The organism is Hymenobacter duratus, assembly GCF_014698995.1.
In the GTDB taxonomy this organism is placed as follows: Bacteria; Bacteroidota; Bacteroidia; order Cytophagales; family Hymenobacteraceae; genus Hymenobacter; species Hymenobacter duratus.
Genome location: NZ_JACWZZ010000001.1, coordinates 987,534 through 1,003,951, shown reverse-complemented (window position 1 = coordinate 1,003,951; position 16,418 = coordinate 987,534). Strand labels below are relative to the sequence as shown.

Below are 16,418 nucleotides of genomic sequence, written 5' to 3'. Positions count from 1 at the left end.
GCGTACCTGCTACTGCGACAGGCTGTAGCGCAGCTGGATACCGCCTTCGGTCGTTGAGTTCTTGAACGAGTTCTGTACCCGCGGGTCCGTGACGGTGCGCGAGAAGAAGAACTGCAGATTCAGCCGCTGGTTCAGTACGTAGTCGATGGTGGGGCGCAGCTGCAGTTGCTTGGTACCGTTGGTGGTAAGGCCCCGGGCCCGACCCACGCTGGGGGCCAACCCTGCTGGGTCGTTGACGTCTACTACATCCTCAATGGTGCGCTGAATGGTAGTGTTGTCGCGGATGCTCAGGTCGAGGCGGGCGTTCAGCTCGTTGCGCAGTACCCGCTGCTCGCCCCCGATGCGGAACGGCAGCCGCAGCCGGTTGGTAGCATAGCCAAAGCCAATGACCAGCTCCTGCGTGTGCAGCTCCGTTACCTGCGCGTTGGTGGTATTTAGGGCAATGGCCCGCTCGGTGCGCAGTTCCACGCGGCCCGTTACCTTCTCCAGTGTCTGGAAGTTGATGCCAATCAGCGGCGACAACCGCTCGGCAATGCTCACCTGCCCGATGACGTAATACGGAATGTACTGGCCGGAAGCATTCGTGAGGAAGCTCAATTCGTTGTCGCCTAGCTCCCGGTTGTAGCTGGTATTGGTGGTGTAGCCCGCAATGTTGTAGACCGAAGCGTAAGCGTGCGTGATGGCAATGGAGCGGAAGTAGCGCTTCACGAAAGGCAGCTCCGCCAGGCCGTTGTACTGAATGTTCCAGTTCGGAATCGGAATTTTGGCGAAAGGCTTGAAGCCGTCGGCTTTGTAGCCATCCGATGACCGGCCCTGATACGCATCTAGGAAGGCCGGAATAAGCACGTCCTGCGAGTTGTAACCGTAGGTGCCGTTAGTACCATTGACATCGGGGTTGGCTGCCTGCAGCCGCTGCTGCACAAAGCCACGGTTTTCCACAAACCGGTTGAAGGCCTTCGATATCTCTCCATCCGAGGTCCGGTCGCCAAACAGCGTCTGGATGCTGATGATGGACGTGCTGAACGAGCCGGAACCCAGCGGTTGAGTGGGAGCCAATTCGTCCAGCGGCCGCAGCGACACTTCATCAATGGCCCGGCGGTAGAACACTTCGCGGTTGCGCACCAGCTGGCGGCGAGCCTCCAGCTGGATATTAAAGTCGCGGAAGGGTTCCAGCGTAGTGCGGGCCGTCAGGTTTTCGGTGAGCAGGGAGCTGAGCGGCGTGTTCAGGTAGTCGCTCCGGTCGGTGTACCAGCCCCGCGACGCGGCCCGGTTGTACAGCGCGTCCAGGTCGTACTGCCTGCCCAGCAGGAACGGCACGCCCGGTGCGTCGAAGTCGCTGTTCATGCCGAAAAACCGGGTTTTGGGCAAGTAGCCCGGCAGCAGCGTACCGTTGGAGCGGGTGTAGGTGAAGTTGATGGAACGCGCCGTCATCAGGGAGCGAAGCACGGCTTTCAGGAAGCGCAACTCCGGCCCTTTGCTGGTATCGGCGGCCGGCTGACCGGCCTCCTTGGCCTGCACACCCGCCTGGTCGAGGGCCGAGCCCAGGGAGCGGCGGGCACCTTTGGCGCCCTGGCCGGGCGGCGGGGCATTGTTGATGATGTTGAGGAAGCGCACCTTGTTGTAGAGCTTCACCAGATCAATCTTGCCGTTGGCACTCAGCTCGCCGTTGTTCTGGATGGTATTGCCCAGGTTCAGCTCCGTGGTGGTCGTGTCGGTCGGGTCGGGGCTGCCGTCTGCCAGATACCGCAGCGGCGCCGGCACCCGCAGCGCCGTGGAGGCCGCCTGCCAGGTGTAGTTGGCCGCGTACCGCGCATCCGCCGACAGCCAGTCGGTGAGGGGGAACTTGTCGAGCGGCAGGCGGTACGTCAGGGCTACGGTCTGGTTGAAGTTGGTGGTGCGGCCCAGCTTAATCAGGTTGTCGCGCAGCATCTCGCGGTTGCGCTGGGCTTCCGGCGAGTCGCCGATGGCACTGCCCACGCCTTCGTCTATCACGGCCCGGTTGTTGGCGGTGTAGTCGAGCGTCAGGGCCTTGGTAATGGCCCACTGCATGTCGTAGATGCGGTTGAAGTAGAACGACTTCTGGAACACGCCGGGAATGCCGGTTGTCACGGGAAGCTGGCCGGGTTCCAGCACACGCTGCAGGAACCGCTCGTTGTAGCGCCGGTCAATATCGGCGCGGAATGAGAAGCGCGAAGGCAGCGGCGTGAAGTTCACGTCCTGGAAAATCTTCAGATACGGGTTGTCCAAGGCCTTCACCTTGGCCAGCGGCGTGTAGGTTTTGGGCGTAATCTGGTACAGATAAGCCAGCGCGCCCGTGTAGGTGCGGGTGTAGTCCCGGTCCGTACGGATGTCGGTGTGTGTGCGCTCTGTGATGGAGTAGCTGACGGCGAAGTTCTCGATGTCATAGGGCATCGGTTTCTTCTCGGGGTTGGTGCGCTCCTTGCGCACGTTCAGCACGGATATGCTTCGGCTGGAAGTCTGGTCGATGACTTCCTTGCGGTACGCGGCCTGCTTTTCCTCGTCAATGGTGTTGTCGGCCTTCGTGAATTTGCGCAACGACTGCTCCAGCTTGGTATCGGGGTCGAGCGGGTCGTATTGCGGGGCGCGGCTTTCGTGGCCAGCCTGAATCAGCACCGGCACGCGCAGACCCAGCTTCTCGGGGAAGAACTTGTCGGCGGCAATGGTGGCGTTGATGTCGCCGCGCTTGATGTCTTCCAGGGAGCGTTGAGCCAGTTTGTCCTGCAGCCCGCCAAAACCCACCGACGTGTAGCTGCCGGTGGCCGTGATGTTGGCCACATCGGCGAGCTTGGTATTGAAGCGCGCCGTAGCGGCCCAGCCGTTTTCCTTGTCGAAGTCAAACACCCGGAACTCATCGGCCCACAGGCACATGCTCTTGGAGTTGCCGTCGTCGGTGGGGTTGAAAATACCAATCATGGCCCCCTGCACCGCACTCAGGTCGGGGTTGCCGAACACCGTGATGCTGGCGCCGCTGGGGAAGGTTTTAGTATAAGGGCCGGTGAAGCTGGCGTTACCGTTGTTAATCGCCAGGTTCCGCTCCGCTTTCACGTCGATGAAGTCCTGCAGCGCCAGCTGAATCTGGTTGGCATCGGGCCAGATGTCGGCCTGCGTGGTAGCGCCGCTGCGGGTCACGACCAGCGGCAGGCGGTACTCGTAATAGTTCTGGTTGTAGTCGGTGCCGAGGCGGATGAAGGCTTGCACGTCGCCGTCGCGCAGGTTGGGGTTCTCGCTTTCGGCGTGCAGAAACAGGCGCAGCTGCTTGTAGCGCAGCAGGCTCAGGCTCAGATTTTTGTAGGCTGCCTGCCCGAAACCGTCGCGCAACTCTTCTACGCACAGACGCAGGCTTTGCTCGTTCTGCTCACGGTTTACGGTGCTGGAGCCGTACTCTTTGTCGCGCTGAATGTTAGGCGGCAGCACGTACGGAATAGCTCCTTTGTTGCCAGGTCCGTTTTCCTCAATGCTTACCGTGCTGATGTTGAAGGCCGCTGCCGTTTCGCCGCAGTTGAGGCAAGGCTGATTGGGCTCCGAAATCGGGCTCAGATAGCGGCGCCACTGGTTGGCAATGAACTGGGGCTGCACCATGCGCAGCACCACCGGCTGCTGCCAGTCGGTGAGGTACATGCGCAGGAACCGGATGGATTTGAAACCGAACGGCTGGCCGTCGGCGCTACGCACGTTGTTGTAGCTGCGCACCGGAATCCGGAACTGGTACCACGACACCTGGTCGCCTTTGATAGTATTCGTGATTTTGTCGACCACGAAGTTGCTGCCCACGGCCAGCTGACCGTCGCGCAGCTCCAGCTGGTACTCGTAGTAGCGCTCCGTCTCCGAAATAACGTTGTCCCGGTTCAGGTCTTCCTTATCGGGGAATGCCGTGGACGAGAGCTGGCTGTTCTCCTGCGAGTTGCCTTCCAGACCATTGTACTGCTTATAGCGGCCCAGAATACCTACGTTGTTCTGGTCGTAGAACGGGTCGAGGTGGTGGCGGAAATTGTCGCCGGAAGGGTCACCATAGGCTTTTCCGAAAAACTGCGACTCTTCCGTATCATTCAGACCATCGAGGCCCACGTCTTGGCGCGCACGGCCGCCGGGCGTGTTGCTGAACGCATCCGTCAGGAACTGCTGGCGCGACACGCGGCCCCACGCAGTTTGCCGCGTGTCGTTAGGGTCGGCCGGATCGGTAACCGACAGGCCGTTTTCAAACTCGTACTGGTTGTTGTCGCGCAGCACGTCTTCGCTCACGTTGCCCAGGTTGATGATGAGCCGCCCGCCCGTGTCGTTGTTGACCGGCGCGTTTTCGCCATCAATCACCTGCCCGCGCACGCCTTTCAGGAACGGGTCCATCATCCAGAACTCCAGGTACTCGACGTTGGCGTTGTCGAAGTCCGTGTCGAAGGTGATTTCGCGTGAAATAGCACCGTAGTTCTGCTGCGGGTTCGGCAGCGTTCTGCCATCCGCCCCAATGTTGGGGTTGTAGTTGTACGGGCCGCGCTCCGATGGATAGTACGCCAGGTCCAGCGAGTACTCAAAGCCATTGCCGGAAGCGCCTACGTCGCGGTTCGGGAACACCTCAATCCGCTCGATGCCGCGTGTGTAGTGGTTGTCCAGGTCGGCTACCCCGATATTGGAGGGCCGGCTGGGGCCATCGGTGTAGTAGGTCTGATCAACGGAATACCAGGCCAGCTTGGCCCGGCGGTAGGCCGAGGTGATGTCGTTGGCGTCGAAATTGGGGAAGGTGCGCGGCGTGGAGCCCAGGCGCCAGGCCACAGCCGAGTTCAGGCCGCCCAGCGTGTAGGGCGTGCGCGCATTCTCGAAGTCATCCAGATACGACACCCCGTTTTCACCGTTGCCCAGCTTCGACTGGCCGGGCAGCAACTGCGCAAACTCGCCGCTGAACGCCACCGACGAGGGCTCCTTCGTCGACAGGAAGGGCAGCATGTCGAGGTACTTGGTGAGGGCGCGCGAGTCGCGGCGCATGTTCACGTCGAACCCGTAAATTGTGTTGTTGCCGGGTTCGTCGCCGATGTTGACGCGGTTGATACCGGGTGCCTGGTTTTCGCGCAGGTGCAGCACCGTGGCCCCGAAGTTGATATCCTGGCTGAGGCGGTAGTCGAAACGGGCCCCGAGCAGCTTGCGCGGCTGCACCTGCACCAGCGCATTCTTCTCGAATTCCACCCGCAGCTCGTTGGCCGAGTTGAGGTAAGAGGGGTTCAGGATTTTGACCTTGGCCTGGTCGTAGAACACCTGATAGTCGCGGCCTTCTTCCAGCAGCACCGAGCCGGCGCGCACCCGCACCGAGCCCTGCGCAATGCCGAGGCCGGGCAGCGTAATTTCGTCGGTGGCCGTGGCCTGGAACCGGCCGCGCAGCACGAATTTGTCCTTCTCGGTGCGTTGCTGGGCGTCGCTCTGTACCTGGGTGTACAGCTCCTGGTACACGTACTTATCAATCAGCGGCTGCTCCGCCGCCGGATCGAACTTGGAGCGCAGGAACGACCCGAACGGCTCGACCAGCGGGAAGATGATTTTGCCCAGCTCCGGGTCAATGGTGATACCGGGGAAGAAGTCGAAGTTGCCGTCAGGGTTCTGGTCGTTGTTGGGATTCACGTTGTCGAGGTTCAGCACCTCAATCAGCGGAATATTCTGGATGATGTTGGGGCGGCCGTCCTTGATGGAAATCAGGTCGACGCCTGTGATGTCGTCTTTGTAGATAACCTGCAGCTGGAAGTTGTCCCGGTTGAGCTGCGACGCATTCAGCGGGTACACGTTCTTCATCATCAGGTCCCACGTCGGCAGGTTGCGCGTCAGCAGGTTTTCGTTGTCGGGATTCTGGCCGGGGTCGGCAATGCCAACGGCCGGGTTGGTGGCCTTCAGCAGCTTCAGGAACACCACTTCATCCTGGCCGCGGTTGCCGTAGTCGTCTACCACCTCGCCTACTTTGTAGGTTTTTCCGTTGTACAGGTACTCGTAGCTCACGCCCAGCACCTGCTCGGGCAGTAGCTGCGTATTCAGCGAAATGTAGCCCAGCTGCGCATTAAAGGTGTACTCCCGCTCATCAAGCTTACGAGCCCGCACATGCTCAAAGTCCACGTTCTTCGCCAGCGGCTGGCCTGCTATAGCGCCACGGCTCAGATAGTTGTCCACGGTCAGCTCGCCGCGGGCTTCGGCGTTGGGGGTCAGCAGCTGGCCCAGCTGGTTGGCGGCGTTGTTGGCGGGGCTGGAGGGCAGCGTGCCGGAAGGGTTCAGCAAAGGGCGCCGGTACACCCGCTTGGCTTCACCCAGGTCCATGAGGGGCACCACGTTGCGCAGGTTGTCGCTCTGGCGGTTGTCGTTGGTGACGTACACTTCCAGGCGGCGGATTTCGATGCCGCTCTGCACGGTGGGCAGGTTGCGCAGGGCCTGGTCGTACCGGTCGCGGAAGAACTGGCTCAGGAAGAAGTGGCGGTCTTTCTCGTACTGGCTGGCCTTGATTTCGAACTGCCGGCTCTGGCCACCGTTCTGCACGCGCACTTCATCGGCCTGGCCGCGCAGGGTACTGGCCACGGCCGTCACGCTCATGCGCCCAAACTGCAGCTGCGTCTTCACCCCAAACAGGTTCTGGCCGCCCACAATCAGCGAGTTATTGAGCGGCAGACTCACGTTGCCGAGCTCAATCTTGCGAATGATGTCGGTGTCGAAGCCCGTGTAATCGAGCTTCATGTTGTTTTCGAAGTCGAAGGCGGCTTTGGTATCGTAGTTGAACGTCAGGCGCAGCTTCTCCCCTATCTGCCCGGTCAGGTTCAGGTTCAGGTTCTGGTCGTACTGGAAGTCGCCGATGCGCTGCTGACGCAGGGTGAGCGTGGGGTTCTGGTTGCGGTTGAAGCGCGCCCCCATCCGCAGCGTCACGGCCCCGGCGGGCCGGATATCCACGTAAGAGCCCCCAAAAATCCGGTCGGCCATGGGGCCGAGGTAGATTTTGGGGATGAGGCGCCGGGCCACGTCGGGGCTGGTGGGCCCGGTAACGCCTCCGGCCGAACGATTTCGGAAATAGTCCCGTATAGCCTGCTGTTGCTGCCAGCGCGAATACTCTTCGAACGTCAGGCGGCTGGGGTCCCGGAAGTCAAATTCCTGCCCTACCCGCTCCTCCACATCGAAGTACTGCAGGCTGTCATCAGGCGTCACGGTTTGCTGCACGTTGCCGGGCAGCGGCAGCACTAGCGGCGAGCGGCGGCGCTGCGGCGAAAACGGCGTGCCGGCCCGGTCCTCAGGGTCTACCTTGGGGCGGCGGCTGGGACGGTAGCGGCTGGTATCGGGCAGGGCCGTGCGCGGTGTGTCGGGCGCGGGCATGCGCCACGGCAGCCGGCCATGCTCTCCGGCCAGCGGCAACCAGGCCCACAGCTGCTGCAGATCGAAGGCAGAAGCCCCAACAGGTTCGGCCTGCGACCACCAAGCAACGAGCAACGACGCGACAACAACAACGGAGGCGGTGAGGGACTTCTTACCGGAGTTCAAGTGCTACAAATAAAAAAGGATGCGGGTGGCGCTAAACGCTAATTTGACTTAAGAGCAAACTTAATCAATTCCTCCACGCTCAGGTCGTTGCCGTGGCGCTGCTGAATCTGATCCAGATTTTTCTCGGCTGCCGAGCGGGCAAAACCCAGCGTTACCAAAGCCGACAACGCTTCGGAGCGGTTGGTATTGTGCGCCCGGGCCAGCGGAACGGTATCCACGCCGGCTTTGGCCAGCAATTCGTCTTTGCGGAGCTTGTCGCGGAGCTCCAGAATCACGCGCTGCGCCGTTTTGGGCCCCACTCCCTTGATGCTCTGAATGGCGCGCACGTCCTCGTTGACGATGGCCTGGCGGATTTCGCCCACGCTCATGCTGCTCACCATCACAATGCCCGTACCCGGCCCGATACCCGACACCGAAATCAACTGCATAAACAGCGCCTTTTCATTGGGGTCGAGGAAGCCGTAGAGCGTGTGCGCATCTTCCTTGATGTGCTGAAACGTGTAGAGCTTGGCCTTTTCACCCTCGGCGGGCAGCTTGCTGAACGTGGTGAGCGAAATACGGACTTCGTAGCCGACGCCTGCCACATCCAGAATGGCTTGAGCGTGGTCTTTATAGGCAAGCTTTCCTTTGATGTAGGCAATCATGAGAGAGAGTTGGAGGCGGGAAAAACAGGAACTGCCGGGTGCATACTCGGCGGCGGAGAGGCAACACCGGGCAGGGCGTTTTCTATCCCAAACCAGCTGGCATTTTCAACTAAATATTGGGGCTCTAGAGCAGCGGCTTTTACCGGTGCGCCTGCGGCTCTGTGCCAGCAGGCCCACCAGCAAAAAGTGCCACTACAGGCCGCGGCTCACCTGGCTTTGCTGCGCGTCGACCACGGCAATGGAAGCCATATTCACGATTTCGCGGACCGAGGCGCCCAGCTGCAGAATGTGCACCGGCTTGCGCATGCCCATCAGTACCGGCCCGATTACCTCGGCGCCCCCAATTTCCTGGAGCACTTTGTAGGCAATGTTGCCGCTAATCACATTCGGGAAGATGAGCGTGTTGGCGCCACCTTTGTCGGCCAGCTCCGAAAACGGGTACTGCTCGCGCAGTAGTTGCGGGTTCAGGGCGGTGTTGGCCTGCATCTCGCCGTCCAGAATCAGGTCGGGGTAGCGCTTTTTGGCCAGCTCGGTAGCGCGGCGCGACTTGTCGGGCAGCTCGCCGGGGTTGGAGCCGAAGTTGGAGTAGCTGATAACGGCCACCCGCGGCTCGGCATCGAAGAAGCGTACGGCCTCGGCGGTGAGGCCGATGATGTCCACCATTTCCTCGGCCGTGGGGTCGATGTTGACGGTGGTATCGGCGAAGAAGAACGGGCCTTTCTTGTGCTGAATGATGTACATGGACGCCACGCGCTTCACGCCTTCCTCCACCCCAATGGCCTGCAACGACGGAATGATGCTCTTGCCGTAGTCTTTGGTGAGGCCGGTGATGAAGGCGTCGGCCTCGCCGGTTTCCAGCATCATCGAGCCGTAGTAGTTCCGTTCGCGCAGCAGGCGGCGGCCTTCGTAGAGCGTGATGCCGCGGCGGCGGCGCTTCTCATACAGCAGGTTAGCGTATTCCTCGCGTTTGGCGTCTTCCTCCAGAATATCAATAATCTGGCAGCCGTTCAGGTCGAGGTTGTTGGCCTGGGCAATGCCTTCGAGCTTTTTGCGGTTGCCGAGCAGAATCGGTACCGCAATGCCCTCGTCGAACAGAATCTGGGCGGCTTTGAGGATTTTGTAGTTGTCGGCTTCGGCGAAGACCACGCGCTTGGGGTTGGCCCGCGCCGCCGACGTGATGCGGTTCATCAGCTTCTGATTCACGCCCAGGCGGCCGCGCAACTCGTCTTCGTAGGCAGTCCAGTCCTCGATGTTACGGCGGGCCGAGCCGCTTTCCATGGCGGCTTTGGCCACGGCCGGGCTCACGGTCGTAATCAGGCGCGGGTCCAGTGGTTTCGGGATGAGGTAGGTACGGCCGAAGGCCAGCGTGTTGTCGCCGTAGGCGCGGTTCACCATATCGGGCACGGGCTCCTTGGCCAGGTCGGAGAGGGCGCGCACGGCGGCCAGCTTCATGGCCTCGTTGATTTCGGTAGCCCGTACGTCCAGCGCCCCCCGGAAGATGTAGGGGAAGCCGAGTACGTTGTTCACTTGGTTGGGGTGGTCGGAGCGGCCGGTAGCCATAATCAGGTCGGGGCGGGTGGCCACGGCCAGCTCGTAGGCAATTTCCGGCGAGGGGTTAGCCAGCGCGAATACAATGGGGTTGTCGGCCATCTTCAGCAGTAGCTCGGCGGGCAGCACGTTGGCCGCCGAAAGGCCCAAGAACACGTCGGCACCTTCCATGGCCTCGGCCAGCGTGCTGATGGACCGGCTGGTGGCAAACTGCATCTGCAGCGGCGCCAGGTCGGTGCGGCCGGCATGGATGATGCCGTCCTTGTCGAACACCACCACGTTTTCGAGCTTGAGGCCCAGCGCCAGGTACAGGCGCAGGCAGCTGATGGCGGCCGCGCCCGCGCCGCTCACCACCAGCTTGATTTCCTCAATGCTTTTGCCCACCACTTCCAGCCCGTTGAGCAGCGCCGCCGACGAAATGATGGCCGTGCCGTGCTGGTCGTCGTGCATGAGCGGAATGTTCATCTTCTCGCGCAGCTCCGTCTCGATGCGGAAGCACTCCGGGGCCTTGATGTCTTCGAGGTTGATGCCGCCGAACGTAGGCTCCAGGGCCTTCACGATGCGGATAAACTCGTCGGGGTCGGTGGCGTCGATTTCGATGTCGAAGCAGTCGATACCCGCGAATTTCTTGAACAGTACGCCCTTGCCTTCCATGACGGGCTTGGAGGCGGCGGGCCCGATGTTGCCGAGGCCCAGCACGGCCGTACCGTTGCTGATAACGGCCACCAGGTTGCCCTTGGCGGTGTATTTATAGACGTCGTCGGGGTTGGCGGCAATGGCCAGGCAGGGCTCGGCCACGCCCGGCGAGTACGCCAGCGCCAGGTCCAGCTGGGTGCTGACGGGCTTGGTGGGCACTACCTCAATCTTGCCGGCAGGACTATGGGAGTGGTAGTCGAGGGCGTCTTGTTTGTTGATTTTGAGCATAAGTCGGATTCCGGAGGGAATTGCCGCTGGGGCGGCCACGGATTAGGCAAGTTGGGGCCAAATCCGCCGGAATCAAAGTTTAGGAGGCATGCCGAGGACATAAAAGCGCTGCATACAGACCAGCATAAAGCAGAACATTAGCTGAATAAAACACCTACCCCTGTTACACTTGCTACAAAAGAGCCGTAGCCTAGCCTGCTTACCAGACACCACCTGTTGCTGGGCTGGGCTGGCTTGATCTGAGATTACAGCCGGGCACTTTACTTTCACTGCATGGAAACCTCGCACACCTTTCAGGCGCAGTTACAGGCCGGCGGCCCCAGCTTCATGCCCACCCAGATAGTGGTAGTGCCGCCGCTGGTGGTAGAGGCGCTGGGCGGCAAAAGTGCCCGGCGCGTGGCGGGCACCGTGAACGGCCACGCCGTGCGGCTGGGGCTGCTGCCGCTGTCCGGTGGCGGGCGCTACCTCATGCTCAACAAAGACCTGTGCCGCGCCATCGGCATTCAGTTGGGCCAGCACCTTACCGTCAGCCTCACTCCCGACCCGGACCCCAACCACGTAGACCTGCCCGACGAGCTGGCCGAAGCTCTGGAAGCGTGGCCCGAAGCCGAAACTGGTTTTGCGGCGCACACGGGCGCCATGCGGCGGGCTATAGCGCAGCACGTAGCCAGCGCCAAACAGCCCGAAACCCGCGCCCGCCGCGCCGTGGAGCTGGCCGAACGATTGGCGCTGGGTCGGCACCCGTTCCGGAAGTAGCCCGCTGTATCCCGAAGCGGCGCTTCGTTTGGCCGCGCCACTAGCTTTCGGTCTGCTGTTTCACCTAGTATGGCTTGGTATCGCGCAATGAACGAAGCACCGCTTCGGGGTACGGGCTTACAGCCGGATGCTGAAAGCCAGCGGCTCCAGAATCAGCTCATTGGTGTAGGTGTTCACCACCAGTCGCAGGCCCGCTTCCAGCGGGGTACGCAGGCGCAGCACATTGAACAGCGCCGCCACATCAAGGCCTGCATTGCGGTAATTGCCGGTCCCGGAGATACCCGCGCTACGGCCTTGCGCTACATCCAGAAAGGTAGTGGCCCGCAGGCGCTGCACATACAGCACCCGCCCCACCGACCAATGCGGAAACGCCAGCGGCAACTGGTAGTCGGCGGAAGCGGCGCGCAGCCGGTCGAAACTCACGTAGCCCTCACCGCGCGGAAACGAAACGGCCGAGGCAAACTGATACTGGCGCTGCTGCTGGTACTGGTAGGCGGCGCGCAGGCGCAACGCGTGGTGTTTGGCCAGGCCGGGCAGAAACACGCTGCCCTGCGCGCCCCACTGCCGCGCCTCCAGCCCGGCCCCGAATGGTGTGAGCCGCGAGGTGAGCAACAGCGTGCCACCCAGGCGTGGGGCCACGTCGCGGGCACTTTGCTTTAGCTGGGCCACGTAGCTGAGCGTGGTCTGGAGTGCGTGCACCGGCTGGTCGGGGCCGGGCTCGGAGCGGAAGCGCACCGGCAAATCGTAGCCACTGACCCGCTCGTGCAGGTAGTAGCTGCTCAGCGTGAGGGCCGACAGCATTTTGGAGCGGGTGAGCGTGAGCGGCAGGCGCAGGCCGGTGGTGAGGCGGGTTTCCTGCCACTGGTCACGGAGCAGAGCGCCGTTGCGGCGGATGGTCACGTCGCGGCCACCATGGCTAATTTCAGCGTCGAACACCGGATACCGGCCCTGGTAGCTGAGGCCGCCGAATACAGCCGCCGTCTGCTCGTTCTGGTCGTAGCTGACGCCCGCAATGGCCTGGGTGGTGCTCAGCACGTCCTGCGACCGGACGCCCAGGCTCACGCTGTTGCCGGTGGGGCTTTGCACCACGCCCCAGCTGAACACGTTGAACGCATTGCGCAGCACCGAATACGGCCGCACCGGATACCGCGCCACCGAATCCTGGCGCGAGGCCACGCCCAACAGCGGTACCACGGCCGCCGCGCCCGGCTCCTGCGCCGCCAGCTTCGCGGTATAAGGCTGCACGGCATCGGTGGCTGCGGCGGGCACGGGCAGCCAGGCGGCCGGGTTCAGTGGCATTTCCACTATGCGGGCGCCGGTAGCGCGGTAATCATGGAAAGACAAGCGCTGTCCGTCCAGCGACACGGCTGCCTGGTACGCCCCCAACGGCCGCGACGTCACCTGCAACACCTGCCCCGTGGTGACGTGTACCGCATAGATGTTATCAATGCCCGACTGCGGCGAGTTGTAGAGCACATAGTCGCCCCAGGGCTGTGGGTTAGTCAGGTTGATGTTAGCCACGGGCAGCAGGGGCCGCGCCGTGCCGGTAGCCGGATCCAATACCTCAATGGTTTTGCCACCTGGCTTGAGCACTACGGCTGCTATGTGCTGGCCATCGGGCATAAAATGGGGCTGCAGGTACAGGTCGTTTTGCGGGTTGGGCAGGGTCTGGAGCACAGCACCGGTGCCGGCATCCAGAAGGTGCAGCGCATGGTGGTAGGCCGTATCCGTTTCCACGGCCACCAGCCGGCGGCCATCGGGCGAGAGGGCCGCCGCAGTGTAGCGGCGGTGGCGACCCAAACGTGCGACGCGGCCGGTTCGCAGGTTTAGCACGCGCAGCTCGGAGTAGATGCGCTGGCCCCAGCGGGCGTCGGGCTGCAGCTCGGGCCACACGGCTTTGCTGCCGCCCACGCTCAGCAGCTCCGGCACATTCAGCAGGCCCGGCACGTGAATTTTTCGCTCTGCGCCGCGCCGGCCCAGCAGCACGAGCTGGGCAATGTCGCCGAGGCCGCTCTTTAGGGCCAGCACCGTGCTGTCGTTCACGTATTGCGGGTATTGGTACTCAGTGAACACCTTGCCCTGATACTGCCCGGCCAGCTCCTGCGCCTCGGTCAGCCGAAGGGCACGCTGCTCCGCCCGCCAGGTCGAGTCCAGCTCCTGCACGGCGCGCTGGTACAGGTCTTCCACGCGCAGGCCGGTGGTGCGCTTCAGGCCATCGGAAAACGAAAACGGGTAGAACGGAAAGCGGTAGTAGCGGGTCAGGGCCCGGTCCCAGACGCTGGGGCCATAGTGGGCTTTGGCGTAGGAGGTCAGGTAGTAGCCGAGCACGTACCAGTTGGGCACCTGGTCACGCAAAGAGCCGTTGGCGGCTTTCTGGTAGTCATAGAAGCGGCCGGCGAGCAGGTTGGCGCGCAGGCCCACGCCAAACTCCGGAATCCGGCCCCGGCCGCTGCGGGTGAGGGCTGTTTCGGTGCCTACGGCGTCGCCCTCAAAAAACCACTGCGGTACGCCCACTGCCGCCACGCCCAGCGCGCCATCCCCGAGCAAGGGGCTCAGGAAACGGCCGATTCCCTGCCGGCCTTTCTCAAACTGCCCCACGTGCCGGTACTCGTGCACCACCAGCCCATCCAGCCAATCGACGGTGCCGAGACCCATGCCCTGCTGCGGGGTGATGAAAAACTCGGCGTGGCGCGGCAGAAACGTCACGAAGCCATTGCTGACACTGGTGCGCGTCTGCATCACCACCGAAATGGGGCGCGGACTGACGCCGAGCGTAGCCGCGCCGGGGCCATGCACCTGCTCCAGCCGGGTGGCCGTACGTTGCGCCGCCTCTTCCAGCCCTGCCGGGTACAACACGCGAAAATGCGGCGTGCTCACCTGCTGCCAGCGCAACGCCGGCGGGTTCTGGTCGAGGATGGGCAGGCTTTGGGCGTGGCCGGCCACGGCCGGAGCCAAGGCCGCCAGGGCGGGCAAAAGGAGCTTACGCATGTGCTGGGAATGGACGAGGTGCAAGAAACCCTGCCGGCACGGAAAAGCCAAAGCGAATTTCCGGCGCAGCCTGACAGGAGACTACCAACCAGAAATCCGCTTTGGCTGATGAAAACAGAATGGCGCTTACTTGGTCAGAACGATGCTGACCACTTTGCCGGGGCCGGCCACCACAAACTTGCACTCGTTGAAATCGGGCGGGGCCATTACGGGGCGTACGTTGTTGGAAAAGGCAAACGGCTCGGTCGGGATGCCCACGAAATTCTTGTCCAGCTTGTCGTTGTTGTTCATGTCCTGCGTGATGGCCACGGCCCACTCGCCGTGCGGCAGATCCACGGGCAGCGTAATCTGGCGCTGGCCGCCAGGCTGTACCACTTTTTTGAACGCATAACCCTGTGGCTTGAGAAACTGGTCGCGCAGGTTGTAGAAGTAGAGCTTCACGACCGACTGCGAGGAAGCCAGCGCCGACACTACCACCGTTACGGAGGATGTACCCGTCGAATTTCCGGCCACTACCGGCGCGGCGGCCAGCAGGCTGCATCCGCCAAACATACAGGCAAGCGTTAAGAATTTCATAAGCAAACGATTAAGCGAATGGAACAGTGTAGGGCCAACACCCGGCTCTGCTGAAAAAGTGCCACTTTAAATGTAAAAGCCGGCCGCAGCAAAGGAGAACCATCAAGATACCGAGAAATACTGTGGCGCGCTTCCTCTGTTTGCTATGCCGCCGATGGTTTGAGCAGTGGCAGCAGCACCTCGAATGTCAGCCCAAACTCGGCACCCAGTTTGGCCACAGCCCCGTTGGGCAGTGCCAGCAGCGGCGGCAATAGGTGCAGGGCTTCTATTTCGATGGTGCCCATTTCGCGAGCTACGCGGCCGCAGTTGCTAAAAGCGTGCTCTAGCTCTTTGGTCAGAGGCAAGCTGCCACTGGGCGGCGGCTCTTCCGGTGCTAGTTGGTATGCCGCCACGTGTGCCTGCAGGCATAGCAAAAACAGCGGCGGGCTCACCAGCAGGTGGTCGAGTATGCGGGCCGCCGACGTCGTGGGCTCGGCCAGCGTAGCCATCAGCAGGTGCTCGGCCCCCACAAAATCGTTGCGCGAGCCGATAGCCACTTCCCGGCTCTGGCCGATAAGGTGCTTCAGGCTTTCGGAGAGGAAGGGCGTTGAACGGCGCCTGGCAAAGGGCCACATAGCTTTCTTGGTTTACTTTTTGCGCTCAAGTTGGCCGAAGGTAGCTCCGCCGTCCGGTGAAACGCGAGACAACTTCACCGGCCTTTCACTCATCTGTTTTCTGACCTGTCTGGTTTCACTCTTACCCTGTTTTTGTATGTCACGCGTTGCCTATTGCTTTCTGTTAGCCGGAAGCCTGCTGGTGGCGGCCTCCTGCACCCGCCAGGCCTACACCACCAACACACTGGATGCGCCGGCCCTTACCGTGCACCGTACGGTAGCCATCATGCCGTTTGAAGTGGAGTAGGACCGCCTGCGCCTGCGCGACATCCGCTACGCCGGCCCAAACCCAAGCGAAGAGGACATCAAGAAGCACCAACAGAACTGGACGGCGGCCCAGCTACTGGAGCGCTGCAACCTCGGCTACCAGCTGCAGCAGCAGTTGCAGGACCAGCTATTAGCGCAGCAGCCCGGCAACGGCTATACCGTGCAGTTTCAGGATGTGCGCGAAACCAACAAGCGCCTGCTGGCGGCGGGCATCACCTACGAAAACCTGCCCAACCACACGATGCAGGAGTTGCAGCAGGCCCTGGGAGTTGACGCCCTGTTATCGGGGCAGACGCTGCTCTACCAGCCCATGCCCAACGGCGTCAATCTGGCCGCCCGCATCCTGCTCAACGACGGCGTCACGGCCGGCCTGCCTTCCAATACAGCTACCACCAACCTGATGCTGCACGACTGCCGCAACGGCCAGCTCATGTGGCGCTTCGACTACGAGCGCGCCGGCAGTGCCTCACTCAACCCGGAGCGCCTCAGTAAAGACCTGGTGAAAGCCGCCCACCGCAGTTTCCCCTACCGCCGATAAGTACCGCTCGATGTGGTG

The 16,418-nt window shown here is 62.1% G+C and carries 9 protein-coding genes; 3 read left to right on the top strand and 6 right to left on the bottom strand.

Annotated features, from left to right (window positions below):
* Positions 1-9 precede the first annotated feature (9 nt).
* From sov to IC231_RS04110, 3 genes are all read right to left on the bottom strand, one after another.
* On the bottom strand, positions 10-7,506 hold the full coding sequence (sov, locus tag IC231_RS04120; RefSeq protein ID WP_211538846.1) for a T9SS outer membrane translocon Sov/SprA: 7,497 nt from the start codon (positions 7,504-7,506) through the stop codon (positions 10-12).
* Positions 7,507-7,544: 38 nt separating this feature from the next.
* Positions 7,545-8,150, bottom strand: coding sequence for a Holliday junction branch migration protein RuvA (gene ruvA, locus IC231_RS04115; RefSeq protein WP_190783322.1), 606 nt, complete (start codon positions 8,148-8,150; stop codon positions 7,545-7,547).
* A 192-nt stretch (positions 8,151-8,342) separates the two neighbouring features.
* Complete coding sequence (locus IC231_RS04110; protein ID WP_190783321.1) at positions 8,343-10,622, bottom strand: NADP-dependent malic enzyme; 2,280 nt, start codon at positions 10,620-10,622, stop codon at positions 8,343-8,345.
* A gap of 273 nt (positions 10,623-10,895) precedes the next feature.
* Between IC231_RS04110 and IC231_RS04105 the strand changes: the two genes are divergently transcribed.
* On the top strand, positions 10,896-11,378 hold the full coding sequence (locus IC231_RS04105; protein ID WP_190783320.1) for a YdeI/OmpD-associated family protein: 483 nt from the start codon (positions 10,896-10,898) through the stop codon (positions 11,376-11,378).
* A 117-nt stretch (positions 11,379-11,495) separates the two neighbouring features.
* Here IC231_RS04105 and IC231_RS04100 read toward each other — a convergent pair whose 3' ends face one another.
* The 3 genes from IC231_RS04100 to IC231_RS04090 form a co-directional block, all read right to left on the bottom strand.
* Entirely contained in the window at positions 11,496-14,366 is a 2,871-nt protein-coding gene (locus IC231_RS04100) for a TolB family protein (protein WP_190783319.1), read from the bottom strand.
* Positions 14,367-14,492: 126 nt separating this feature from the next.
* A complete protein-coding gene (locus IC231_RS04095) occupies positions 14,493-14,918 on the bottom strand; it encodes a DUF2141 domain-containing protein (protein ID WP_190783318.1) in 426 nt (141 codons plus the stop codon).
* Positions 14,919-15,085: 167 nt separating this feature from the next.
* Positions 15,086-15,556: a Clp protease N-terminal domain-containing protein gene (locus IC231_RS04090; RefSeq protein ID WP_190783317.1), complete on the bottom strand. Its 471-nt coding sequence runs from the start codon at positions 15,554-15,556 to the stop codon at positions 15,086-15,088.
* 136 nt (positions 15,557-15,692) lie between these two features.
* Between IC231_RS04090 and IC231_RS04085 the strand changes: the two genes are divergently transcribed.
* Entirely contained in the window at positions 15,693-15,842 is a 150-nt protein-coding gene (locus tag IC231_RS04085) for a hypothetical protein (protein ID WP_190783316.1), read from the top strand.
* 135 nt (positions 15,843-15,977) lie between these two features.
* A complete protein-coding gene (locus tag IC231_RS04080; protein WP_190783315.1) occupies positions 15,978-16,400 on the top strand; it encodes a hypothetical protein in 423 nt (140 codons plus the stop codon).
* Positions 16,401-16,418 lie beyond the last annotated feature (18 nt).